21 protein-coding genes and 1 riboswitch are annotated in these 24,847 nt (G+C 68.5%); of the genes, 14 read left to right on the top strand and 7 right to left on the bottom strand.

Annotated elements, in window-relative coordinates:
- The first annotated feature begins 73 nt into the window (after window positions 1–73).
- Together EV649_RS28235 and EV649_RS28240 are read left to right on the top strand one after the other, a co-directional pair.
- Window positions 74–3,412, top strand: coding sequence for a phosphodiester glycosidase family protein (locus EV649_RS28235; RefSeq protein WP_241998760.1), 3,339 nt, complete (start codon window positions 74–76; stop codon window positions 3,410–3,412).
- Between the two features lie 10 nt (window positions 3,413–3,422).
- A complete protein-coding gene (locus EV649_RS28240; RefSeq protein ID WP_130386636.1) occupies window positions 3,423–4,334 on the top strand; it encodes an LD-carboxypeptidase in 912 nt (303 codons plus the stop codon).
- On the opposite strand, the gene EV649_RS28245 is transcribed toward EV649_RS28240, so the two are convergent.
- The 3 genes from EV649_RS28245 to EV649_RS28255 are packed head-to-tail and all read right to left on the bottom strand — an operon-like array spanning window position 4,306 to window position 9,680.
- Window positions 4,306–6,084 (bottom strand): alpha/beta fold hydrolase, encoded by a 1,779-nt coding sequence (locus tag EV649_RS28245; protein WP_241998762.1) that lies wholly within the window; start codon window positions 6,082–6,084, stop codon window positions 4,306–4,308. The genes EV649_RS28240 and EV649_RS28245 overlap by 29 nt on opposite strands.
- 60 nt (window positions 6,085–6,144) lie before the next feature.
- Window positions 6,145–7,923, bottom strand: coding sequence for an ABC transporter ATP-binding protein (locus EV649_RS28250; protein WP_130386637.1), 1,779 nt, complete (start codon window positions 7,921–7,923; stop codon window positions 6,145–6,147).
- A complete protein-coding gene (locus EV649_RS28255) occupies window positions 7,920–9,680 on the bottom strand; it encodes an ABC transporter ATP-binding protein (protein ID WP_130386638.1) in 1,761 nt (586 codons plus the stop codon). Before EV649_RS28255 ends, EV649_RS28250 begins: the two co-directional genes overlap by 4 nt.
- Before the next feature lie 197 nt (window positions 9,681–9,877).
- On the opposite strand from EV649_RS28255, the gene EV649_RS28260 reads away from it, so the two are divergent.
- Window positions 9,878–11,287 carry an MFS transporter gene (locus tag EV649_RS28260; protein WP_130386639.1) on the top strand — a complete coding sequence of 470 codons (1,410 nt, stop codon included), beginning with the start codon at window positions 9,878–9,880 and terminating at the stop codon, window positions 11,285–11,287.
- Here the strand turns inward: EV649_RS28260 and EV649_RS28265 are convergent.
- Window positions 11,274–12,287 (bottom strand): (p)ppGpp synthetase, encoded by a 1,014-nt coding sequence (locus EV649_RS28265; protein WP_130386640.1) that lies wholly within the window; start codon window positions 12,285–12,287, stop codon window positions 11,274–11,276. The two genes, EV649_RS28260 and EV649_RS28265, sit on opposite strands and share 14 nt — an antisense overlap.
- Window positions 12,288–12,436: 149 nt before the next feature.
- Here EV649_RS28265 and EV649_RS28270 point away from each other — a divergent pair, with 149 nt between their 5' ends.
- From EV649_RS28270 to EV649_RS28290, 5 genes are all read left to right on the top strand, one after another.
- Entirely contained in the window at window positions 12,437–13,630 is a 1,194-nt protein-coding gene (locus EV649_RS28270; RefSeq protein ID WP_130386641.1) for an ATP-binding protein, read from the top strand.
- 48 nt (window positions 13,631–13,678) lie between these two features.
- Window positions 13,679–14,545, top strand: coding sequence for a DUF3152 domain-containing protein (locus EV649_RS28275; protein ID WP_130386642.1), 867 nt, complete (start codon window positions 13,679–13,681; stop codon window positions 14,543–14,545).
- A gap of 30 nt (window positions 14,546–14,575) precedes the next feature.
- On the top strand, window positions 14,576–15,382 hold the full coding sequence (locus tag EV649_RS28280; RefSeq protein ID WP_130386643.1) for a hypothetical protein: 807 nt from the start codon (window positions 14,576–14,578) through the stop codon (window positions 15,380–15,382).
- Window positions 15,379–16,038 carry an alpha/beta hydrolase gene (locus EV649_RS28285; protein WP_130386644.1) on the top strand — a complete coding sequence of 220 codons (660 nt, stop codon included), beginning with the start codon at window positions 15,379–15,381 and terminating at the stop codon, window positions 16,036–16,038. Before EV649_RS28280 ends, EV649_RS28285 begins: the two co-directional genes overlap by 4 nt.
- A 23-nt stretch (window positions 16,039–16,061) precedes the next feature.
- Window positions 16,062–16,179: riboswitch (TPP riboswitch) on the top strand.
- Window positions 16,175–17,500, top strand: a complete 1,326-nt coding sequence (locus tag EV649_RS28290) for a cytosine permease (RefSeq protein ID WP_130386645.1) — start codon at window positions 16,175–16,177, stop codon at window positions 17,498–17,500. Its footprint overlaps the riboswitch before it by 5 nt.
- Here EV649_RS28290 and EV649_RS28295 read toward each other — a convergent pair.
- Window positions 17,497–18,201, bottom strand: a complete 705-nt coding sequence (locus EV649_RS28295; protein WP_130386646.1) for a flavodoxin family protein — start codon at window positions 18,199–18,201, stop codon at window positions 17,497–17,499. The genes EV649_RS28290 and EV649_RS28295 overlap by 4 nt on opposite strands.
- A gap of 109 nt (window positions 18,202–18,310) precedes the next feature.
- Between EV649_RS28295 and EV649_RS28300 the strand changes: the two genes are divergently transcribed.
- Window positions 18,311–18,994 carry a class I SAM-dependent methyltransferase gene (locus EV649_RS28300; RefSeq protein WP_130386647.1) on the top strand — a complete coding sequence of 228 codons (684 nt, stop codon included), beginning with the start codon at window positions 18,311–18,313 and terminating at the stop codon, window positions 18,992–18,994.
- A 90-nt stretch (window positions 18,995–19,084) separates the two neighbouring features.
- Here the strand turns inward: EV649_RS28300 and EV649_RS28305 are convergent, their stop codons facing one another.
- Window positions 19,085–19,651, bottom strand: a complete 567-nt coding sequence (locus tag EV649_RS28305; protein WP_130386648.1) for a methylated-DNA--[protein]-cysteine S-methyltransferase — start codon at window positions 19,649–19,651, stop codon at window positions 19,085–19,087.
- Window positions 19,644–20,135, bottom strand: a complete 492-nt coding sequence (locus EV649_RS28310; RefSeq protein WP_130386649.1) for a sigma-70 family RNA polymerase sigma factor — start codon at window positions 20,133–20,135, stop codon at window positions 19,644–19,646. The genes EV649_RS28305 and EV649_RS28310 overlap by 8 nt, the downstream gene beginning before the upstream one ends.
- A 257-nt stretch (window positions 20,136–20,392) precedes the next feature.
- Between EV649_RS28310 and EV649_RS28315 the strand changes: the two genes are divergently transcribed.
- The 5 genes from EV649_RS28315 to EV649_RS28335 are packed head-to-tail and all read left to right on the top strand — an operon-like array spanning window position 20,393 to window position 24,824.
- On the top strand, window positions 20,393–20,935 hold the full coding sequence (locus tag EV649_RS28315; RefSeq protein ID WP_130386650.1) for a flavin reductase family protein: 543 nt from the start codon (window positions 20,393–20,395) through the stop codon (window positions 20,933–20,935).
- Complete coding sequence (locus tag EV649_RS28320) at window positions 20,928–21,971, top strand: ABC transporter substrate-binding protein (RefSeq protein ID WP_130386651.1); 1,044 nt, start codon at window positions 20,928–20,930, stop codon at window positions 21,969–21,971. The genes EV649_RS28315 and EV649_RS28320 overlap by 8 nt, the downstream gene beginning before the upstream one ends.
- Window positions 21,968–22,804 carry an ABC transporter permease gene (locus tag EV649_RS28325; RefSeq protein ID WP_130386652.1) on the top strand — a complete coding sequence of 279 codons (837 nt, stop codon included), beginning with the start codon at window positions 21,968–21,970 and terminating at the stop codon, window positions 22,802–22,804. The genes EV649_RS28320 and EV649_RS28325 overlap by 4 nt, the downstream gene beginning before the upstream one ends.
- A complete protein-coding gene (locus EV649_RS28330; RefSeq protein WP_130386653.1) occupies window positions 22,780–23,490 on the top strand; it encodes an ABC transporter ATP-binding protein in 711 nt (236 codons plus the stop codon). Before EV649_RS28325 ends, EV649_RS28330 begins: the two co-directional genes overlap by 25 nt.
- Window positions 23,487–24,824, top strand: a complete 1,338-nt coding sequence (locus EV649_RS28335) for an LLM class flavin-dependent oxidoreductase (protein WP_130386654.1) — start codon at window positions 23,487–23,489, stop codon at window positions 24,822–24,824. The genes EV649_RS28330 and EV649_RS28335 overlap by 4 nt, the downstream gene beginning before the upstream one ends.
- Window positions 24,825–24,847 lie beyond the last annotated feature (23 nt).

Raw genomic sequence — 24,847 nt, forward strand, 5'->3', positions numbered from 1 at the left:
ACACCTGCGGCTCATGAGGCGGTAGCGCGCGCGGCGTCGGATGACCGCGTCCGTCCACCGTGGGGAGGCTCCTGTGTCGCTCATCCGTCCCTTGACCACAGCGATCGGCGTAGGTGGCCTGTTGGCCGGCGTCCTCGTCAGTCCAGCTGCCGGCGAAACGACCACAGGCATCCCGGATGCCGCGATCGCCGAGACCGGCGTACTGACGTCACGTGACGACAGCCCGGTGGCGCCCGGCGTGAACTACACGTCGTTCGAGCGCCTCGACGCGAAGGGCTGGCAGCGCGGGGACATCCTCGACACCGACCTGGACAAGCACGGCGTGACCGTCGACCTGGTCAACAACGGCGGGAAGGTGTCCGGCGGGCAGCCGCTCAGCCAGCAGCTCGCCCGCAAAGGCGCGATCGCCGGCGTGAACGGTGACTTCTTCGACATCAACGACACCACCGCGCCGCTCGGTGTCGGCGTCGAGCAGAGCGGCAAGCTGCTCAACGCGCCCGCCGCCGGCCACAACGACACCGCGGTGATCGGCAAGGACGGCCTCGGCAGGATCGCCCAGCTGTTCCTGCAAGGTACGGCGACCGACGACGACGCCACCAAGCTCGAGCTGACCAACCTCAACTCGCCGACCGTCAACGCCGGCGGGATCGGCCTCTACACCCCGGAGTGGGGCGACGCGGCCCGGACCCGGACCGTGGACGGCCTGCCGACCGTGCGCGAGGTGATCCTTCGCGACGGTGTGGTCGTCTCCTCGGCAACCACTCCGGCCACCACCCCGTTGGCAGCAGGAGAGCAGGCGCTGATCGGCCGCGAGGCCGGCGCCGAGGCGCTCACCGCGTTCGAGGTGGGCGACAAGGTCGGCGTCGAGTACGGCCTGCGCCCGGACGCAGGTGAGGTGGCCGCCGCCGTCAGCGGCAACTACCAGCTCGCGAAGGACGGCAAGGTCCCGGACACCGTGCCGGACGCCGACCTCGCGCCGCGCACTGCGATCGGCTTCGACGCCGACGGGAGCCGGATGATCCTGCTCACCGTCGACGGCCGGGCCACCGGTTCGCGGGGTCTGTCGCTGAAGGAAATGGGCCAGCTGATGATCAGCCTCGGGGCTGACGACGCGCTCAACCTGGACGGCGGCGGTTCCTCGACGATGCTCGCCCGGACCCCGGGCAAGGCCGCGCCGGAGGTCGTGAACGACCCGTCCGACGGTGGCGAGCGACTGATCCCGAACGGACTGGGCCTGGTCCCGGTCAAGGGCTCCGGTCAGCTCAAGGGCTTCCGCGTCGAGGCCGTCGGCACGTCCGAGGAGAGCCCCGACACCGACCTCTCCCGCAGCTCCCGCGTCCTCACCGGACTCAGCCGAGTCCTCAGCGCCACGGGCCACGACGAGACCTACGCGCCCGCGACCGGTACGCCGTTCTGGTACGCCGGCAGCAACGTCCGCGTCGACCAGCACGGTGTGGTCATCGGCCGCCGCGCCGGCGACGCGATCGTCACCGCGACCCGTGGTGCGGCGAACGGAAGGTTCCCGATGACAGTCCTCGGTACGCCGACCCGACTGGCGCCCTCGACCCGGCAGGTGTCGCTCGCCGACGCCGCCGCCAAGGGCTTCTTCGAGGTCGACGGGTACGACGCCGACGGGTTCTCCACCTGGATCGAGCCGCGCGACGTCAAGCTCAGCTACGACCCGGCGCTGGTGAAGATCGTTGCGAAGGGCAATGGTTTCGAGGTCGCCGCGGTGAGCAGCGAGGCCGTCTCGGCCGTGGTGACCGCGACCGTCGGCACGCTCAGCACGCAGCTCAGCATCACGGCCGGCCTGACCAGCACGGTGGTTGACGAGCTCGACGACGTCACCAAGTGGGCAGCGAACGCCGTACCGGCCGGTGCCGCGACGGCGACGCGGTCCGCTGCGGAAGGGCATGACGGCGGGCAGGCGATCGCGCTCGACTACTCGCTGACGGGCAGCACTGCCACGCGAGCGGCGTACCTCTCGCAGACTCCGCAGCAGACACTGCCGGGGCAGCCGCAAAAGCTCGGCGCCTGGGTGTACGGCGACGGCAAGGGAGCGTGGTTGCGCGCCAACGCGTACGACGCGGCCGGTGGTTCGGCGCAGACGCTCAACCTGGCTCCCACGGTCGACTGGACCGGGTGGAAGTACGTCGAGGCGGACATCCCGTCCGGGCTGACGATGCCACTGCGCTTCTGGCGGATCTACGTCGTCGAGACCTCGCCGACCCGGCAGTACTCGGGCCGGATCGTCGTCGACGACCTGACCGTCCGCAGCGCGCCGCCGGTGACGATGGATCCGCCGGCGAAGGTGATCGACCCGATGGTCGTCACCGACGGGACCGTGACCACGAGCGGTCGCTGGCGGTTCGCGGTGATGTCCGACGCGCAGTTCACCTCCGACGACCCGAACTCGGACTACGTGAAGCAGGCCCGCCGGACGATCCGCGAGGCGCTCGCGCAGAAGCCCGAGTTCCTGGTGATCAACGGCGACTTCGTGGACCGCGCGTTCGGTCCGGACATCGCGCTGGCCAAGCAGATCATCGACGAGGAGGTGGCCGGCAAGGTACCGGTGCACTACGTGCCGGGCAACCACGAGACCTACGGACCGGGCGACCTGTCCGAGTGGAAGAAGGTGTTCGGCAACGCGACCAGCACGTTCGACCACCTGGGTACGCGGTTCGTACTGCGGGACTCGTCGCTCGGATCGCTGCGGGCCGGAGGGTTCGACCAGATCCTCGATCTCCGCAAACAGCTCGCCGACGCGGCGACGAACAAGTCGATCAAGAACGTCGTGGTGATGGCGCACCACCCGATCGACGACCCGTCGCCGACGCAGAACTCGCAGCTCGGTGACCGCAAGGAAGCCGCGATGATCGTGAAGTGGCTCGCCGACTTCCGCGCCTCGACCGGCAAGGGTGCGGCCTACATGGCGGCGCACGCGGGCACGTTCGCCGCGACCCGGACCGACGGCGTACTGCTCCCGCTGACCGGCAACTCCGGCAAGAGCCCCGCGGCGGCACCGGACGCCGGCGGCTTCACCGGGTGGGCACTGGTCGGCATCGCGACGGTGGCCTCGCCGGCACAACCCTGGTTCCAGGTCGAGCTGCGACCACACGTCGACTCCCTCGAACTGGCCGCGCCGGCTTCCATGCGCCCCGGCGAGACTGGTGCAGCGGCCGCGACCGTCGTACAGGAGAGCCGGCGGATCCCAGTGGCGTTCCCGGTGTCGGCTGACTGGTGGGGTTCGTCCACGCTGCACATCGGCCCGGCAAAGACCGCCCCGTTCTGGGCAGTCGCCTCCTACGATCCGTCCACCGGCGTACTGACCGCACTACGCCCTGGCACGGCCCAGCTGGGTGTAACGGTGAACGGGGTCTCCAAGAGCTCGACGTTGCAGGTCGGTTGGTAGCGTCGGCGGGGTGACTGACGTGGTGGTGCCGCAGCGGCTGCGGAATGGGGACCGGGTTGCTGTGGTGGCGCCGTCGGGGCCGGTGGATGCTTCGCGGCTCGACGCTGGAGTGGTCCACCTCAGGTCCTGGGGACTCGAGGTGGACGTGATGCCGTCGGTGCTGGCCGGGCACGAGCGGTTCAAGTACCTGGCGGCCGACGACAAGGCACGTGCCGAAGACCTGCGGAACGCCTGGCTGGATCCGCAGTACGCCGCGGTGTTCTGCGCACGGGGCGGGTACGGCGTGCAGCGGCTGCTCGAGTACGTCGACTTTGACGAGCTAGTCGCCGTACCGAAGTGGTTCGTCGGGTTCAGCGACATCACCGCGCTGCACGAGCCGCTGAACGCACGTGGTCTCGTGACTCTCCACGGGCCGATGGCTGCTGCTGTGGAGCAGTTGGACACGGATGCGGGGCGTGAGCGGCTGCGGGCGCTCCTGTTCGAGCCGGAGACCGTCACTGACCTGCTGGCACCAGCTGGGGCACGCACTGTGGTGGACGGCGTTGCCGAGGGTCTACTGCGTGGCGGCAACCTGGCGTTGCTGGCGGCAAGCATCGGTACGCCGACGTACGCGCCACCGGTGGGTGTCGTCGTACTCGAAGAGGTCAACGAGGAGGCGTACCAGGCGGACCGGCTGCTCACTCAGCTGCTGCGCGCCGGGTGGTTCGAGCAGGTGACCGGTCTGGTCATCGGTGACTTCAGCAAGGGCGGCGAGGGGCTCGGCGACACCATCCGCGAGCGGCTCGAGCCACTCGGCGTACCGACGGTGGAGGGTGCGGCGATCGGACATGAGGCGCTGAACCTCGCCGTACCGCTGGGACTGCCGGTACGACTCGACGCGACCGCCGCCACTCTCACCCCAAGTGGTCTCGCAGGAAGCTGAACGCCTGCGGGTACGCGTCCAGGCGGTTCGTGAGCTTGGCCAGACCGTGGCCCTCGTCCGGGTACACCAGCAGCTGGCACGGTACGCCGCGCTTCGTCAGAGCGTCCGTGATCTGCTCTGCCTCCGACAACGGGACCCGTGGGTCGTTGGCGCCGTGGATGACGAACAGCGGCGCCCGGATGTCGTCGACGCGGCTGAGCGGACTCGCCGACTCCAGGAACTCCCGGTCCGTCGCCAGGTACCCGTACTCGCGTTCCCGCATCGACCGCCGGTAGTCCGACGTGTTCTCCAGGAACGTCACCAGCGAAGCGATTCCGACGATGTCCACGCCGGCCGCCCACAGGTCGGGCTGGAACGCGACACCGGCCAGCACCATGTACCCGCCGTACGAACCGCCCCAGAGCACAGCGCGCTTCGAGTCCCCGTCGATCGTCGGCAGCCACGCGTTGATCGCGGCCAGGTCCTTCACCGAGTCCAGTCGCAGCTCGCGGTCGTCCAGCGAGTACCAGCGCTTGCCGTAGCCGGCTGAGCCGCGGACGTTCGGTACGACGACGGTGTGGCCCTCACCGGCCAGCGCCGAGATGATCGGGCTCCAGATCCGCATCGCGGCGCCTTCTGGACCGCCGTGCACGTGCACCACTGTGGACCCCAGGCTCGGACCGGTAGGCCGGAACACGAACACCGGCACCTGTTCGCCGTCGAACGACGGAACGCGCAGGCTCTCCGGGTGCTGCAGCTCGGCCGGAACCTCCACAGTGCGGATCGCCGTCAGTTCACCGCCCGGCACGAACCGGTACACGGTCGGCGGGACGACCGGGGAGTTGTAGGTGATCGCTGCGAACGAGCCGTCCGGCGACCAGATCGGATCTGGGTTGGCGTACAACAGGCCCGCGCAACCACCGGCGGGCAGGTCGAGCGGAGCGATCGCCGCCCCGTCCTCCAACCGGTGCAACGCCAGGGTGACCTCCCCGTCCTCCAGTACGCCGACCAACAGGTGCTCGCCGTCCGGTGAGGGCCACCCGGCGAGGTCGCGGGCGTCGTCCGCCAGTAGCTCGCTCCAGGTCGCGGCGCTGACGTCGTACCGGCGGATTGCCATCCGGTCGCGGTCGGCGTTGCTGGACACCAGGAACGCGGATGAGTCGGGCAGCCAGGCGACCGGACCCTGGTCGTTGTGCGCGTCCTCCGCGGTGAGCTCGGTGACGGACCGGCTTGATGTGTCGAGCAGGAGCAGCTGCATCGAGTTGGCCGGGCTGCTGGCCTTCGAGAGCACGACCCATTTGTCGTCCGGCGACGGGTCGACGCCCATCACCCAGCCGCCGCCGTCGTACAGGACGGTCTCGCGGCCGGTGGCCAGGTCGTGGGTGACGAGGTCGAAGTCGACGCCGTTGCGGCGGTTCGTCGTGTAGAGAACGCTGCCGGCGCGAGCTGCGACCAGGTGGTGGATGTACTCGGCGTCGTGGACCAGTGGGGTCAGTGTGGGCAGACCGGGTTCGTCGAGGTCGAGCAGCGAGAGCTGACCGCGCTCGTCGCCGCCGGTGTCGTGCTCGACGACCACGCGGCTGCTGCCCGGAACGAACTGGGCGCCGCGGCAGGTGTCGTCGAGATCTGTGAGTGCACGCCAGGTCCCGTCCGGGTCGACCTCGTTGACCTGACGGGTGCCGGTGCCGTCGTACAGGACCAGCATGCGGCCCTCGTCGTCGACGTCCAGGGCCATGGTGGTGGGCAGAGAGAAGAGCGTCGTCAGCAGCACGCCTTCATCCTCACACGACCAGGGGGTGTCCGACGGTGCTCCGCCGGACACCCCCGCCCGTCATCGGTCGCCGTGCCAGGAGTGCCAGAGCGCGGCGTACGCGCCCTGGGCGTCGACCAGTTCGTCGTGGGGGCCCAGCTCGACGATCTTGCCGTCCTCGACGACCGCGATCACGTCGGCGTCGTGCGCGGTGTGCAGCCGGTGTGCGATCGCCACCACGGTCCGGCCCTCCAGTACGGTCGCCAGAGACCGCTCCAGGTGCCGGGCCGCCCGCGGGTCCATCAACGAGGTCGCCTCGTCCAGGACCAGCGTGTGCGGGTCAGCAAGGACCAGACGCGCCAGCGCGACCTGTTGCGCCTGGGCCGGCGTCAGTGAGACCCCACCGGAGCCCACCTCGGTGTCCAGCCCGTTGTCGAACCCGGCCACCCAGCCGTCGGCGTCCACCGACCGCAGTGCCGCCCACAGATCCGCGTCGGACGCGTCCTGCTTGGCCAGCCGCAGGTTGTCCCGCACGCTGCCCACGAACACATGGTGCTCTTGGTTGACCAGGGCAACGTGACTACGGACCTGCTCGGCAGACATCCGGTCCAGCGCCGCACCACCCAAGGTGATGTCACCGACGCGTGGCGAGTAGATGCCGGCCAGCAAACGGCCCAGCGTCGACTTACCTGCACCAGACGGCCCGACAAGCGCCACGCGAGCACCTGGCTCGACCGTCAACGTGACCCCGTGCAGTACGTCGCGGCCCTCCAGGTACCCGAACCGCACGTCGTCGGCCAGCACCGTCCGCCCGTCCGGCTCGTCCTCGCTCGTCGTCGCGGCAGTCTCCACCTCACGGACGCCGACCAGCCGTGCCAACGACACCTGTGCCACCTGCAACTCGTCGTACCAGCGGATCATCATGTTGACCGGCTCGACGAGCATCTGGATGTACAGCGCACCCGTGGTCAGCGCACCGACTGTCAGCCAGCCCTGGATCGCGAAACCGCCACCGATGACCAGTACGGCGGCCAACGCGACCGTGTGGGTCATGTTGATCACCGGGAACAGGACCATCCGCAGGTACAGCGTGTACCGCTCCCAGGCGACCCACTGACCGATCCGGGTGTCGCCCACGGCGATCCGGCGGCCACCGAGCCGGTGCGACTCGACGGTCCGGCCGGCGTCGACCGTCTCGGCCAGCGCCGAGGCGACCGCGGCGTACCCGGCCGCTTCCGACCGGTATCCCGCTGGTGCGCGGCGGAAGTACCACCGGCCGCCGATGATCAGGATCGGCGCCGCGATCACCACTGCCACGGCCAGCGCCGGTGCGGTCACGATCAGCGCGCCGATCAGCAGCGACGCCCAGATGATCGCGATCGTCAGCTGCGGTACGGCGTCGCGCATCGCGTGCGACAGCCGGTCGATGTCCGTGGTGATCCGGGACAGCAGGTCACCCGTCCCGGCGCGCTCCAGCACGCCCGGCGGCAGCCCGACCGCACGGACCAGGAAGTCCTCACGGAGATCGGCGAGCATCTCCTCGCCGAGCACCGCACCGCGCAAGCGGGTCAGCCGTATGAACACCGTCTGCACCGCGAGGGCGATGACGAAGCCGATCACGACGTACGGCAGGTCCACGTCGGTGTGGCCCTCGGACAGCTTCTGCACCACGTTGCCGAGCAGCCACGGGCCGATCATGCCGCTCAGCGCTGCCACCGTGTTGACCAGCGTCAGCCACAGGAACTGGCGCCGGTGCCGGCGGAACAGCTCCTTGATGTAGGCACGGACGGTCGCGCTGCTGGCCACCGGGAGCCGCACTACCTCCTGCGGGGCTGCCGGGTCGTACTCCGGGCGCTTCACGCGAACTCCTCGAACTTCGGTTCTTCTTCACGGGTCACCACGGCGCGGTACCGCGCGTTGGTGTGCAGCAGCTCGTGGTGCGTGCCGACCGCGTCGACGTGGCCCTCCGGCACGAACACGACCCGCTCTGCCCGGTCCAGCATCAGCGGACTGGACGTGAACACCACCGTGGTCCGGCCGGCGCGTAGCAACTGCAGACCGTCCGCGATGCGCGCCTCGGTGTGCGCGTCGACCGCACTGGTCGGCTCGTCGAGCACCAGCACCTGCGGGTCGACGTACAGCGAGCGCGCCAATGCCACTCGCTGCCGCTGGCCACCGGACAGAGACCTCCCGCGTTCGGTCAGCACTGCGTTCATCGCATCGGACTCACCAGCAGGCAGCGTCTGCCGCAGTACGTCGAGGATGTCCGCGCACTGCGCCGCGTCCAGCGCCGTCTCGGGTGAGACCGCACCACTGGCCGGTACGTCGAACAGCTCGCGCACCGTCCCCGACAACAGCACCGGGTCCTTGTCCTGCACGAGTACGACGGTGCGCGCCGACTCCAGCGGGATGTCGTCCAGTGCGACACCGTCGAGCAGCACGGACGCCTCGTCGGTGGCTGACGGGCTGTGGCCACCCAGCCGGTCGGCCAGGAGACCGCCTGCGTCCGGGTTGCCGCTGACGACCGCGGTGAAGCTTCCGGCCGGGACGTGCAGCCCGGTGACCGGGTCGAGCACGTCGCCCTCCGGCAGCTGGGCCGCAGCGGTCCCCTTGGTCTCGTCCGTCCGCTGCAACGACAGCACGCGCGCGGCCCGGCGCGCGGACACCTTCGAGAAGATGAACGCGCTCGCGGTCTCCTCGAACGTCTGCAGCGGCACCAGCATGAACGTGATGAAGCCGTACGTCGTGACCAGCTCGCCGACCGAGATGTGGCCGGACGTCACCAGCCGGACACCCATCCAGACGATGAGCACCAGGAACAGACCGAACAGCAGCACCTGCAGGGCCGCGATCAGCGACCACATCCGGGCACTGCGGACCGCACTGCTCCGGTACTCCTGTGAGGCGTCGCGGTACCGCTCCAGGAACAGCTGCTCACCGCCGATGCCACGCAGCACGCGCAGTCCGGCGACGGTGTCGGCGGCCAGCTCGGTCGCCCGGCCGCCCTTGGCCCGCTGCTCGTCCGCGCGGCGCTCCGCGGGACCCATCAGCGGGACGATCGAGAACGCGAGCACCGGGACGGCGATCAGGACCACCAGACCGAGCTGCGGTTCGTAGAACAGCAGCCCGATCACGACGGCGAAACAGGTCAGCAGCGCGGCCACGAACCGGCCGAGGACCTCGACGAACCAGCCGATCTTCTCGACGTCGCCGCTGCTCACGGCGACCACCTCGCCGGCGGCGATCCGGCGGGTCAGCAGCGAGCCCAGCTCCGCGGCCTTGCGGAACAACAGCTGCTGCAGGCGGGAGGCCGTACTGATCCAGTTGGTGACCACGGCCTTGTGGAAGTACGAGTCGGCGCCGGCCTTGGCCGCGCCGAAGGCGAGCAGGAGCGCACCGGCCAGCATCAGCTTGGGCCAGGACAGGTCGATCGCCGCCTGAACGGCGAGACCGACGGCGACCGGAGCGGCTGCGATGCCGCCGAAATAGACGAGGCCCCAGAACACCGCGAGGATCTGCCCACGCAGTTGCTGGTGCTCCAGCCAGAGGATGAGTCGGAGGCCGGATCGGGTGTCCGGCACACCCGGGTCGGCGAACGGGACAAGGCGCAAAGACATGACGTCTCACAAGGAGGCATAGAAGGGTTGAAAGAAGGCACCTGACCAGGCGAATGGATCAAGCGTAGGCGGCCTCGCCGACAGTCCGTCAAACCGTTTTCGGCTACCGGTCCGGACCGTCCTCCCACCTGGTGAGAGACACTGCCGGAAACGTTGCCGGTTTGTACAGTGCAGAGCAGGGCGTCGAGGGGAGACGGGTGCAGGAGCTGAGCCGCAGGCGACGGTTGCTGGTCCTCGGGATCTGCTGCTCCAGCCTGTTCATCGTCGGGCTGGACTCCACCATCGTGAACCTGGCGCTGCCGGCGATCCGGTCCGAGTTCGGGGCCTCGGTCGCGAAGCTGCAATGGACGATCGACGCCTACACGCTGGTGCTGGCCAGCCTGCTGATGGTCTCCGGGTCGACCGCGGACCGCGTCGGGCGGCGGCGGACGTTCCAGGTCGGGCTGGTGCTCTTCGGGATCGGGTCGTTGCTGTGCGGAGTCGCGTCGAGCGTCGACCTGCTGATCGCGTTCCGGGTGCTGCAGGCCGTCGGCGGGTCGATGCTGAACCCAGTGGCGATGTCGATCATCACCAACACCTTCACGGACCCGCGCGAGCGTGCGCAGGCGATCGGTGTGTGGGGCGGTGTGGTCGGGCTGAGCATGGCAGTCGGTCCGGTCGTCGGCGGGTCCCTCGTGGACGCGGCCGGGTGGCGGTTCATCTTCTGGATCAACGTGCCGGTCGCGGTGGCCGCCGTACTGATGACTGCTTTCTTCGTGCCCGAGTCGCGGGCGGCCGTGCCGCGGCGGATGGATCCGGTCGGGCAGGTGCTCGTCGTACTGCTGCTGGGTGGTCTGACGTACGGGATCATCGAGGGGCGGTCCGCCGGGTGGGGGTCGCCGCTGATCATCGGGTGCTTCGTGGTGTGCGTGGTGGCATTGGTGACGCTCGTGTACTACGAACGTCGTCGAGAGCAGCCGCTGCTGGAGCCGCGGTTCTTCCGGAGTGCACCGTTCTCAGGAGCCACGCTGATCGCGGTGTGCGGGTTCTCGGCGCTGTCGGCGTTCCTGTTCCTCAACTCGCTCTACCTGCAGTCGGTGCGTGGTTTCACTGCGCTGCACGCCGGTCTGCTCACGTTGCCGATGGCTGCGATGACCGTGGTGTTCGCACCGGTGTCCGGTTGGCTGGTCGGCCACAGAGGTCCACGGGTGCCACTAGTGGTGGCCGGCACCATGCTGACCGCGTCCGGGCTGCTGCTGTCGCAGTTGACCACTACTACTGCCACTGTGCATTTGCTGATCAGCTACCTGGTCTTCGGACTCGGCTTCGGCATGCTGAACGCACCTATTACTAATGCAGCCGTCTCCGGTATGCCGCGAGCCCAGGCAGGTGTAGCCGCAGCCATCGCCTCCACCAGCCGCCAAGTCGGCGCCTCACTGGGCGTCGCTGTCGCCGGCACCGTTCTCACAGCCCGCCTGGTCGGCTCCTTCGAAACAGGCTTCGTCAACGCCGCCCTGCTCTGCTGGTACATCATCGCGAGCTGCGGAGCGTTGGTACTGGTGCTGGGGCTGATCACCACGTCCCGGTGGGCACGTCGTACGGCGGAGGACCTCGTCAGGGCTGGATGATCTCGGCCCGGACCAGTGCTTTCAGTCGGCCGCGGAGGATCTTTTGGCGGCGTTCCTCGTCGGGGAACAGGTCTAGGTAGGCAGGGCCCTTGGCGGCGAGCAGGTCGTCGTCGAGGCGTCGTACTGTGCCGGCCGGGGCTCGGTGCGTCATTGCTGCCTGCACTGCTTCGCTGTCGATACCTGTGAGGAGTTCGGTGAGCTGCTCCTCGGTGGTGACACCGAGGCGGAGCAGGACGCCCAGGATCCACGCGTAGTGCGTGGTCTTCGCATGCGGCGCGTCCGGGTACCGGCGGGTCAGGTACGTCGTCAGCGTGGCCGTCGTGAGGTCCAGCGGCGCCTTGTCCGACGCGGTCGCGGCCAGCTCGCGGTACAGCCGGTCGATCTCGGTGAACTCGTTGTCGGCGAGCTCCATCAACGCGGCGGCCAGGAGGAACCGCCGGTCGAACTCGGGCTTGCGGTCCGGCGGGATGTCCAGCTTGTACCGGATGTCGTGCTCGAACTCGGCCCACGCGTGCTGGACCGCCGTCCGGACCTGGATCTCCATCACCAGGTTCTTCAGTACGGCGTACTCCGGCAGCTCCCGGCGGTGATCGTTGAGCCGGACCAGGTAGTGCTTGCTGGCGTACCCGAAGACGCCCTGCGCCCGGGTGTGCGCGCCCATGTCGGTGTGCTCGACGATCTCGAACTCTTCCTCGATCACCTCGCAGACCCGATCCACCGCCTCGACCAGGAACGTGATGACACGGGCCGCGACCAGGTCGGTGATCTGGTTCAGCGGGTCGTCGTACTTCGGTCTCGTGGGGTCGTCGGGATGCGGCTTCGACGCCTTCGCGAGGAACGACTCGGGATCCTTGGCCCGCGCGGTGGCGGTCAGGTAGTTGATGCCTTCCTCTTCGCCGATCAGCTCGTTGATCAGCGACTCGAGCTTGCGCGCACCGCCGACGTACTGCTGGTGCACCCGCTCGTACAACGCACCAGCCTGCGGAACCCACTCCACCATGCCGGAACCATAGTGGTCTTGAGGTCGCTCGTGGTGTCTATCGGTTTCTAGTGATTTCACTAGAAAGCCGTAGAGATCTGTCGCGACACGCTCTGCCCGTTGATCGGTCAATCTACGGAAAACGCTAGACGGCCTCATACAGTGAAAGCATGGATCCGATCCGGAATCCCTATGCGCCCGGCGCCGGTCAGCGGCCGCCTGAGCTGGCCGGACGCGACACCGAGGTGCGGCAGTTCGAGGTGGTACTCGAACGGGTCGCGGCAGGCAGACCGGAGCGGAGCCTGGTGCTCAGCGGTCTCCGGGGCGTCGGTAAGACGGTGCTGCTCAACACACTGCGTTCGCAAGCGATCAAGCGGGCGTGGGGCACCGGGAAGATCGAGGCGCGACCGGACCAGAGCATCCGGTTGCCGATCGCCCAGGCGCTGCACACCGCGATGCGGGAGCTGGGGCACCGGCACCGCGACGACGAGAAGGTCGACCAGTTCAGCGCCGTACTGAAGGCCTTCGCGTTGCGTACGGCGGCGAACGACCGGAAGGGGATCCGCTGGCACCCGCCGGTGGATGTGGCCGCTGCGAAGGGCCGGGCCGACTCCGGTGACCTGGAGATGGACCTGATCGAGCTGTTCACCGACGCCGCGGATCTCGCGGGTGATCTGACCGTCGGGGTCGGGCTGTTCATCGACGAGATGCAGGACATCAGTACGGACGACCTGTCCGCACTGTGCGCCGCTTGTCACGAGATCTCGCAGCAGAGCGCGCCGCTGGTCGTCGTCGGCGCGGGCCTGCCGCATCTGCCCGCCGTACTGTCGGCCAGCAAGTCGTACTCCGAGCGACTGTTCCGCTACATCCGCGTGGACCGCCTGGCGCGGGAGGCGTGCGACCGGGCGCTCATGGTGCCGGCGGAGAGCGAAGGCGTGCAGTACGACGAGGAGGCGCTGGACGAGCTGTACGCGCAGACGGACGGGTACCCGTACTTCGTGCAGGCGTTCGCGCACTCGACCTGGGACCACGCGCCGACCTCGCCCATCACCATCAAGGACGTCGCCGTCGCGGGCCCCGAGGCATCGGCCGAGCTGACCGTCGGCTTCTTCGGCTCCCGCTACGAACGCGCCACCCCCGCGGAACGCGAGTACATGCGCGCCATGGCCGAGCTCGGCATCGGCGTCGACGACGGCTCCGTCCCCACCGCCGAGGTCGCCAGCACCCTCAACCGCAAACCCCAGTCCCTCTCCCCCGCCCGTGACGGCCTGATCAAGAAAGGCCTCGTCTTCTCCGCCGAACGCGGCACCGTCGCCTTCACCGTCCCCCACTTCGGAAAATTCCTGCGCACCAGGACGGCTTAACGAAACCGGGCTTTCGTGCTCTGGCACGTATCGGTAGGGTCAACTGTCATGACCACCCGGAGGAGCGGCCAGCGCGGACACACGTCTGGGCGGCGTCGGGGTGGGCGGCACAGTCGGCGGAAGTCGTACAAGGGGCAGTGGCTTGTGGTGACTGCGTTGGCGGTGCTGGGGACTGTGGTGGTGGCGCATCCGGATGTGGCGCACCGGAACAGCCTGGCGGCGCAGGCGGTTGCGGGAGTCAACGACGTTGCTCAGGAAACACCGGTGACCTCGGTCACGCCCAAGACGACGCCGGTTCCGATTGCCACGCCGACGCAGAAGTTCACCACTCCGTTGCGACCGGCACCGACCCTGACGCGCAAGCCGAAGGGTGCGAAGCCGAACGTGCTGGTGTCGACCGGGAAGCTGGCCGTGGTGCCTGGGTTCAACAAGGCGACCGGTGTGCGCGACAAGATGACGTACCGCGTGGAGATCGAGCAAGGGGTGTCGGTGAACGGTGCCGCGGTCGCGGCCGCCATCCACAAGACGCTGACGGACCCGCGCGGCTGGCAGGCGGTGCACGAGGTGAGTTTCGAGCGCACGGACCGCGTCGACGCCGACCTCCGGATCATCCTCGCCACGCCGACCCTGACCGACAAGCTCTGTCTGCCGCTCGACACCGGCGGTGAGGTCTCCTGCCGCGTCGAGGACCGCGTCGTGCTCAACGCGAAGCGGTGGCTCTACGCGATCCCGGCATACAACGGGAAGGTCGACCTGTACCGCAGCTACCTGGTCAACCACGAGGTCGGGCACGCGCTCGGCCACGGGCACTCGACCTGCACCACGCCGAAGACCCCCGCGCCGGTGATGATGCAGCAGACCAAGGGTCTGGCCGGCTGCCTGCCGAACGCCTGGCCGACGGTCAAGGCGACCTGAGAAGCTAGGTACGACGGGAGGGAGCACTCGATGTCGTCACAGGACTTCCCGACGTACGGCAGGGACGAGCAACCCGAGCAGCAGGGGTCTGGCGAGGAGCAGCACTACGCGCCACCCACGCCGTACGGCGGCGGCACGTACGGCGCCGGTCAGTCCGCCCCGCCGGAGCAGTTCCCGTATGCGCCGCCGCAGGCCTACGGAACGCAGCCACCGGCGCAGGGCAACCCGGCGTACCACCAGCCGCCGGTCTACCGTCCTGGTGCACCGTACGGCGCTCCCGCGAGCCCGGAGCCGCATGAGCTCCCGACGTACGGCCGCGGGGAGCACTCGCGTGACCCGCGTGCCGCTCGGGTCGTCGGCCTCGCCGCGTTCATCGCCGTGATCTACGGGCTGCTGGTCGTCTCCGTCCAGCGCGTCGCGCTCCGGGAGATCTCGCAGGCGCCGGGCTCGCCGCTCAACCACCCGCTCCGCACCGACGTGCTCGACGCGATCGGCCAGCTGCTGCTCGTGGTCGTCGGCACGGCTGGGCTGGTGATGTGGATCCGCGACGTGCTGGCCCGCCGCAAGGCCGGTGGTCGGCCCGACCCGGCCGAGCTGGCCGGTCTGCTCCTGGTCGCGGTCGCCGTGGTGCCGATCCTGGTCTGGCTGCTCATGGTGCTGTCCACAGGTCTCGGTGCCAGCGACGACGCGGTGCACCGGCTGCCGACGGCGTACGGCTGGGGTGGGTTCGGTCTGCTGATCCTCGCCCTCGGCCTCTTCCTCGGGTACCGCGAGCTGAAGCCCGACGTACCGAACCCGGTCGTCAAGGGCGCCCCGGCCAAGGCTCCCTGGGAGTGAACGCACCTGTCGTCCTCGTGCCCGGCCTGGGCCTCGGCCCGGAGTCGTATGCGCGGACGGTCGAGCACCTCGTCACGCCGTACCACGTGGTCACTCTGCCCGGGTACGGCGAACCAGCGGGCAGCCGTGAGGACCTGCACCCCCGTGCCCTCGCGGTAACGCTGGCCGAGAAGATCCGCGAGCGGTCCGTGCTGGTCGGCCACTCCGCGAGCTGTCAGATTGTCGTCGAGATGGCGATCCGCTACCCCGAGCTGGCCCACGCGCTCGTACTCGCCGCGCCGACCGGCGACGTCCGGCTCTCGAGCTGGGTCGACCGAGCGGTCCGGCTCGTCGGCTCGGCCATCCCGGACGCGCCGAAGCTGGTCCGGATCAGTCCGCAATACGCCCGTACGACGCTGCCGTCGATCGCCCGCGCCGGCGAAGCGTCGAGGCACCACGACCTAGCTGCGGTCATGCCCCACGTCCAAGCGCCGGTCGTCCTCGTCCGCGGCCGGCACGACCTGCTGTGTACGGCGGAATGGGTCGAACGGCTCGCCGAACTCAGCCACGGCGAGGCCCGCACGCTGGACTCCGGGGCCCACATGCCGGTCATCACGAACGGCCCGGAGCTGGCCGCTCTCATAGAACGAGCAGCCGCACTCCCGCAAAGTAGCTGACGAGTTAAACTCTCAGCAGCAACACAAACCTATGCGGGAGCTCGCACCGAGGATGCGCGGGCTGAGAGGGCGACAGCTGGGTCGCCGACCGCCTGAACCTGACCGGGTAATGCCGGCGTAGGGATTGGGGTCACTCATGACCGATACAGCTGTTCGACCTGCCGGTACCACCGAGGCGCCGCTCGTCCTTACCACCGATGCGCCGCGCACGCTCGGCTTCTTCGACCAGTTCACGCTCTGGGGCAACTTCGGCATCTCGCTGTTCGGTCCGGTGACCGGTGCGCTCGTGGCGGCGTATACGGGCTCGCTCTGGCAGGGGCTGCTCGCGGTCGTCGTCGGCTGTGGCATCGGTGCGTTGGTGCTCGGCGGCGCGGCCGTGTTCGGGTCGCAGACCGGTGCGCCCGCGATGGCGAGCCTGCGCGGTCTGTTCGGGCGCCGCGGCTCGATCGCGCCGACCGTGCTGAACATCGCGCAGAACGTCGGCTGGGCGACGATGGAGATCATCGTGATCTCGCAGGCCGCGGTTGCGGTCACGAGTGAGCGGTGGCGCTGGCTGTTCGTCGTACTCGCCGGAATCATCGCGACCGCGATGGCGGTTCGTCCGCTCGGCAGCGTGAAAATCCTGCGGAAGTTCATGGTCTGGCTGGTGCTACTCGCGTCGGTGTACCTGTTCGTGCAGGTGCTCAGCAAGCCGACGCACGCCTTGCCGCAGGACAGCGTGTTCGGCTTCTGGCCAGCTGTCGACCTCGCCGCTGCCGGGGTCGTGTCGTTCGCGCCGCTGGCCGCGGACTACACGCGGCACTCGCGGACCAACAAGGCCGCGTTCTCCGGGTCCGCACTCGGCTACGGCCTGGCGGCGATCGCGTACTACGCGCTCGGTGTCGTCGCTGTGGCGACGCTGCAGACCAACAGCGAGGACGTGATCACCGCACTCGTCACGCTGCCCGCCGGTGCGATCGCGCTGCTCGTGCTGCTGGTGGACGAGGTCGACGAGGCGTACGCGAACGTCTACTCGACCACGCAGTCCGCGCACAATCTGATCGGCCACATCGACCGCCGCTGGATCTCGGTTGCGATCGGAGTGATTGCCACCGGCATCGCGCTGTTCATCAACCTGGGCAACTACACCCAGTTCCTGTACCTGATCGGCTCGGTCTTCATCCCGTTGTTCGCGGTCGCGATCGCGGACTTCTTCGTGGTCAGCAAGATGAAGTGGGACGTCTCCGGTACGGCGAAGTTCCGCTGGCAACCGACCGCCGCGTGGCTGATCGGCTTCGTCGCCTACCAGTTGGTGAACCCCGGTACGGTCTCCGGCTGGTCCCCGTTCTGGACGAAGATCCAGCAGGCACTCTTCAATCACCAACCGGTGCCGGGTTGGCTCGGCGCGACGTACACCTCGATCATCGTCTCGATGGTCGCGGCGATTCTCCTCGGCCGGATCGGTCGCCGGCCGACCGCCTAGCGGTACTCGGGGTTCTCGAAGTCGAAGCGGCAGCCGGCGTCCCACTCGGAGCGCTGGTTGCCGTAGGCAGGAATCCCGCCGGCGTCCTTCAGGATCCTTGCCAGGTGCAACAGGTTCCAGGTCATGAACGTGGTGTTCCGGTTCGTGAAGTCGTTCTCCGGACCACCGGATCCTTCGTCGAGGTACGACGGCCCAGGGCCGGCCGCGCCGATCCAGCCGGCGTCCGCCTGCGGCGGGATCGTGTATCCAAGATGCTGCAGCGAGTAGAGGACGTTCATCGCGCAGTGCTTCACGCCGTCCTCGTTCCCGGTGATCAGACAGCCACCGACCCGCCCGTAGTACGCGTACTGCCCGTGCTCGTTGAGGACCGACGAGTTGCCGTACAGGCGCTCGATCACCTGCTTGGTGACCGAGCTGTTGTCGCCCAGCCAGATCGGACCGGCGATCACCAGGATGTCGGCGGCCATCACCTTCTCCTGGATCGCCGGCCAGGCGTCCGTCGGCCAGCCGTGTTCGGTCATGTCCGGCCAGACGCCGGTTGCGATGTCGTGGTCCACGGCGCGGATCACGTCGACCCCTACACCTTGTTTCTCCATGATCTTCCGGCTCACGTCCACCAGGCCCTCGGTATTGCTGGGCTCAGGTGATCGTTTCAGTGTGCAGTTGAGGAAAAGCGCCTGCAGGTCGTCGTACGTCGTCATGCTTTGAGTGTGGGTAAGCACGTGGCGGAGGCGCGAGAGTACGGCGATTACCGCTTGCTTTCCGAACCGTGACTGGAACTGACCCGTGATCACCGTGATACTTGCGGTCATGCTGAACTCCGCACTGCGTAGTCGGGCCGAGTATGCGGAACTCGGTGCCGACGGACTGGCCGCGCGTACGTCGCCCGAGCGGGACGCGCTGATCGTCAAGGCGGTGCAGGAGCTGCTGGAGGGCCGCGAGTCGGTGCTCGACCTGTGCTGCGGGTACGGGCGAATCGCGCTGCCGCTGCGCCGCGCCGGCAAGGTCGTGCGCGGGCTGGACATCTCGCCCAACCTGCTCGAGGCCGGCCGCGCGCAGGCCGCCGAGGAGGAGCTCGCGATCGACTGGGCGATCGGCTCGATGACCGATCTGCCGTACAAATGGGACTCGTTCGACGCGGTGATCTGCCTGTGGACGGCGTTCCACGAGCTGTTCGCCGAGGACGAGCAGATCTCCACGATCTGCGAGATCTCCCGGGTGCTGAAGCCGGGCGGGATCGCGATCATCGAGGGCCCGGTCTGGGGACCGGCGACCGCGGCCGAGATCGCCAACGGGATGCGGCAGGGCCCGGAGCACCGGATCGTCACCACCGAGCACGACGACGACCACAGCAGCGTGCACTTCATCCACGACGAGATCAGCTACGGCCGGCTCTGCGCGGCCGCCGGAATCGACGACTACAAGGTCTACAAACGTGACTGGGGCGGTCGTCGCCGGCTCATCCTGGAGATCCACCAGCCGGCAACTTCCTGACATGTCAACAGGAGCAGATCCCCACTCCACATTGGGGATCTGCTCCTTATTTCATCGAGTGTAAAACCATTCCCGGCAATTCCGGAAAACTCAGCTTTTTGCTTCGAGATTCAGCAAGAATCGTTTTGCGTCGAGGCCCCCGGCGTACCCGGTGAGCGCACCGTTCGCGCCGACGACCCGGTGGCAGGGCAGGACGACGCAGACCGGGTTCGCGCCCAGCGCCGTACCGACCGCGCGCGCCGCCTTGGGCTTGTCGATGTCGGCGGCAACAGTTCCGTACGTCGTCGTCGCGCCGTACCTGGTGTGTGTCGGCAGATCCGTGAGCACAAGTCGCTGGAACGGTGTCGCCAGCGCGAGGTCCACCTCCAGATCGAAGGCGTGACGACTGCCGGACAGGTACTCATCGAGTTGCCGTCGTACGTCGTCCAGCGGCCGAGGCTGCCGTAGTACCCGTGGCGAGACGGCCCGGGCGAGCCGCGTGGTCATCGTCTCCTCGTCGTCGAACGAGCTGGCGACGACCAGCCCGTGCGTGATCGCGAGCAGCATCGTCCCGATCGGGGTGTCGTGCAGTGTGTAGGCGACGTCGGCGTCGGGCAGGACGGGTGGTTTCAGGTCAGTGGTGCTGAGCCGGGTCAGCCGGCTCTCGAGATCAGTCATCGTGTACTCCGAGTTTCGTGCGCAGGGTCGCCAGCGCGTCGCTGACGAGCCGGCGCGACGCGGCGGGCGTGGTATCCAGAGCGGCGGCCACGCCGTGGTGGTCCAGGTCGCCGACGTACTTGAGCGTGATCGCGAAGCGTTGCCGCTCCGGGAGTTCGTTGACCGCCCGCCACAGGTCGGGATCCGGCCACGCCGCGGCCTCCGGTCCGTCGACCGCGACCGGAGGCGCCTCGTCCAGCGGGCGCTGCGGTTTCCGCGCCCGGTGTACGTCGGTCGCGCACCGGGCGGTGATGGTGAGGACCCAGCTGCGCAGGTTCTTCGCCGAGGTCAGCGCCGGGTACGCCGCATACGCCTTCTCCCAGGCGCGCTGCGCGACGTCGTCGCCGTCCTGACCGGCCATCGCCCGCGCCAGCCTGGCGACATCCCGCCAGTGTGCGTCGATCAGCGCCTGGAACGGCGGCAACCCGACCTTCTCCCGAGTCATCACGTAAGTAGAACGCACCGCGGCTTTCCGGTGTGAGTCCGGATCCCGAGATTGTCTAGTTAGCCGATAGACATTGATGCGAAGATAGCTGACATGACGACGACACTCCTCACCCGCCGTCGCGTCATCGATCTGCTGCGGACGGCGAGCGCCACCTGTCGGTGACCCGTTCTCTCATTGCCGCCTGCATGAGGCCTGTCTGATCACGCCTCTCACACACATCACCTGTGGTCCCTGCCCCGTTCCGAGGGAGAGACATGTCTGTACCTGCCCTGAATCGTCCTGCACTGGCCGTAGTACCCGATCGATCCGAGGAACGGGTGGTGGACGCCGACGTCTACCGCTCCGTGTTTCGTCGCCACGCCGCCGGCGTCGTGGTGATCACCGCGGACGCCGGGCACGGTCCCGTCGGCTTCACCGCCACTTCGCTGGTCTCGATCAGCCTGCTGCCGCCGCTGGTCTCGTTCGCGATCGCGACCAGCGCCTCCAGCTGGCCGACCGTGAGTACGGCGAGCAGCGTGGTGATCAACTTCCTGTCCGCCGACCAGCACGCGATCGCCGGCCGGTTCGCCACCAGCGGGATCGACCGGTTCGCCGAACCGACCCGCTGGTCGCGGCTGGCCACCGGCGAGCCCGCGCTCGACGACGCCCCGAGCTTCCTCCGCGCGCAGATCGCGCACCGTTTCGCCGTCGGCGACCACTACCTGGTCGTCGCTCGCCTCGCCACCCATACCGAACGTCGTGAGCACGAGCCGCTGCTCTACCACGACGGCCGCTACGCGAAAGCACACCATGTCTAGAAAACGCCTCTTCTCCGCCCTCGCCCTGCTCGCGCTCGTCACCGGTTGCGGCAGTAATGCTGCCGCGGACGGCGCCGCCAAGCTCTCGCTGGACGCTCCGCTCCCGACCACGGTCCCGGACGGCGCCAAGATCGTCGTCGGCGATCCCGCCACCGAGGTCGCCCTGAAGCTCTCGGGCCAGTACGACAAGGTCTCGAAGTACGTCCAGTTCGCCAACCTGAGCGGCGGTCCGCAGACCACCGAGGCGTTCCGGGCGCATGCGCTCGACCTCGGCTCGGTCGCCGAGATCCCGTCGATCCACGCGACCTGGACCGGTCTGCACGTCAAGATCGTCGCCTCCAAGTTCCGGCAGGACCCGATCGGCCACCCGATCTACAAGCTCGGCATCGCGCCGGGGGTTTCGGTGAAGACGCTCGGCGACCTGCGCGACAAGAAGATCGCCTACAGCCCTGGGCAGGCGCAGGGCGCGCTGATCCTGAAGGTGCTGAAGAAGGCCGGGCTGACCAAGGAGGACGTCAAGCTGGTCGAGCTGCCCAGCACCGGTGACGTCTACACGCAGGCCCTCGCCGGCAAGCAGGTCGACGTCGCGCCGATCGGCGGCGTACAGATCAAGCGGTATCTGGCGAAGTACGGCAAGGACGGCGCCGGCACGATCGACCACGGCCTGCGCGACGACGCAGGCCACCTCTACGGTCCGGTCGAGTCCCTCGAGGACCCGGCGAAAGCCGCCGCGATCCGCGCGTACGTCGCTGCCTGGGGTGTCGCCCAGAACTGGATCGACAAGCACCCCAAGGAATGGATCCAGGGGTACTACGTGAAGGACCAGGGGCTGAGCGCCGCCGACGGGCAGTGGCTGGTCGACAACGCCGGTCACCCGGACATCCCGGCGGACTGGAGCGACGCGATCGAGCGTCAGCAGCAGACCATCGAGCTGCTCGCCAAGGAGACCGGCAACAAGGTGATCCAGGCCAAGGACCTGTACGACCTGCGGTTCCAGACCGTGGCCGCGGACGCGATCAAGGGAGGCGCCAAATGAGCGCGACCACGCTGCCCGGACTGCGGCAGCGCACGGCCTCGGCTCCCGTCGTACGGCGCCGGCGTCTCGGACCCGGGAAGCCGATCAGGTTCGGGGCCGCGATCGGCCCGGTGCTGCTGCTGGTGATCTGGAGCATCGGATCCGCCACCGGTTGGATCGACCAACGAGTACTGTCCGCGCCGTGGACCGTGGTGACCACGGCCGGCGACCTGATCGCCGACGGCCGCCTGCAGTCGAACCTGTGGACGTCCGCGCAGCGGGCGCTGATCGGTCTCGCGTTCGGCATCGTGCTGGGCGTGGTCCTCGCGCTGATCTCCGGCCTGTCCCGGCTCGGTGAGGCGGTCCTCGACGGGCCGATCCAGATCAAGCGCGCGATCCCGTCGCTGGCGCTGCTGCCGCTGCTGATCCTCTGGCTCGGCATCGGCGAGTCGATGAAGATCGTCACCATCCTGCTCGGGGTGTTCGTGCCGATCTACATCCACACCCACAACGGCCTGCGCACCATCGACAGCCGGTACGTCGAACTCGCGCAGACCGTCGGCCTGTCGCAGTGGGAGTTCATCCGGCGCGTGGTCCTGCCGGGCGCACTGCCCGGGTTCCTGCTCGGGCTGCGGTTCGCGGTGACCGGCGCGTGGTTGTCGCTGGTCGTCGTCGAGCAGATCAACTCCACCAGCGGCATCGGCTACATGATGGAACTGGCCCGCACGTACGGGCAGACCGACATCATCATCGTCGGCCTGGTCGTCTACGGCATCCTCGGCCTGCTGTCCGACGCGGTCGTCCGCCTGATCCAGAGGAGGGCCTTGTCATGGCGACGAACGTTGGCCTCGTAACCGTTCAGGTCCGCGACCTGGTACGCCGGTACGACGACCGCGCCGTCCTGGACGGAGTGGACCTGGACATCGAACCGGGTGAGTTCGTCGCCCTGCTGGGCAAGAGCGGATCCGGTAAGAGCACGCTGCTGCGGGCCCTGGCCGGTCTGGATCACGACGTCGAAGGATCCGGTGAGCTCGCCGTACCGGAGAACGTCTCGGTCGTCTTCCAGGACTCCCGGTTGTTGCCGTGGGCAAGAGTGCACGAGAACGTCATGCTCGGTCTGAGCGGTGCGGACGAGCGCGGGCGGCAGAGCCTCGAGGAGGTCGGGCTGGCCGGCCGCGAGAAGGCTTGGCCGAACGAGTTGTCCGGTGGTGAGCAGCAGCGGGTCGCGTTGGCGCGGTCGCTGGTGCGGGAGCCGGAGCTGTTGCTCGCCGACGAGCCGTTCGGTGCGCTGGACGCGCTGACCCGGTTGAAGATGCACGTGTTGCTGCGGAAGTTGTGCGCCGCGCATCAACCCGCCGTACTGCTGGTGACGCACGACGTCGACGAGGCGATCGTGCTGGCCGATCGGGTGATCGTGCTCGACGCCGGCCGGATCGTCGCCGAGGAGACCATCACGTTGCCGGCGCCGCGCAGTGCGGCCGATCCAGGATTCGCCGCGGTCCGTTCGCGGCTTCTCGACGCTTTGGGAGTTTCGGTATGAGTAGGCAGTTGCACCTGAACGCGTTCCTGATGAGCACCGGGCACCACGAGGCATCCTGGCGGCTGCCGGAGGCCGATCCGTTCGCGAATACCTCGGTGGCGCACTACCAGGCCCTGGCGCAGCTGGCCGAGCGCGGCAAGTTCGACTCGATCTTCTTCGCGGACTCGCCGGTGCTGTTCGGCAACGTCGGGCGGCGCCCGGCCGGTTCGCTCGAACCGACCGTGTTGCTTACCGCGATCGCGGCCGCCACGTCCCGGATCGGGCTGATCGCCACGGCGTCGACGACGTACAACGAGCCGTTCAACCTGGCGCGGCGGTTCGCCAGCGTGGACCACGTGAGCGGTGGGCGTGCGGGCTGGAACGTGGTCACCACCGCGGGTCCGGAGGCGGCGCGCAACTTCAATCTGGCAGATCAGCCGGCGCATGCGGAGCGGTACGACCGCGCGGCCGAGTTCCTCGAGGTCGCGTACAAGCTCTGGGACTCGTGGCAGGACGATGCCGCGATCGCGGACAAGGCCGAGGGCGTCTGGGCGGTCCAGGACCGGGTGCAGCCGATCGACCACGTCGGCCGGCACTTCCAGGTTCGCGGGCCGCTGAACCTGCCGCGGTCGCCGCAGGGGCACCCGCTGATCGTTCAGGCCGGGTCGTCCGAGGACGGCAAGGGGCTGGCGGCGCGGTACGCCGAGGCGGTGTTCACCGCTCAGCAGACGCTGGAGGACGCGCAGGACTTCTACCGGGACCTGAAGGCGCGTACGGCGGCGCTCGGGCGGGACCCGGAGACGATCAAGATCCTGCCGGGAATCGTGCCGGTGATCGGATCCACGGTCGAGGAGGCCCAGCGCCTGGAGCGGCAGCTGGACGAGCTGATCCGGCCGGAGTACGCGCGGTTGCAGCTGGCGAAGACGCTGCGGGTGTCGCCGGAGGACCTGCCGTTCGATCAGCAGCTCCCGGCGGACCTGCCGGACGAGGACGAGATCGAGGGCGCGAAGAGCCGGTACACGCTGATCGTGACGCTCGCCCGGCGCGAGAACCTGACCGTCCGCGAGCTGATCGGCCGGCTCGGCGGCGGGCGCGGGCACCGCACGTTCACCGGTACGCCGGAGCAGGTCGCGGACGCGATCCAGCACTGGTTCGAGGCCGGTGCGGCCGACGGCTTCAACGTGATGCCGCCGGTGCTCCCGTCCGGCCTCGCGGCGTTCGTGGACAAGGTGATCCCGATCCTGCAGGCACGCGGCCTGTTCCGGACCGAGTACACCGGCACGACACTGCGCGAGCACTACGGCCTGGCGCGGCCCGCCGGCCGGACTCCTGAGCTGCAGGAAGCGACTGCCTGAGGTCGTCGTTGAGGGTCCCGTCA

The organism is Kribbella sp. VKM Ac-2569, assembly GCF_004216905.1.
Classification (GTDB): Bacteria; Actinomycetota; Actinomycetes; order Propionibacteriales; family Kribbellaceae; genus Kribbella.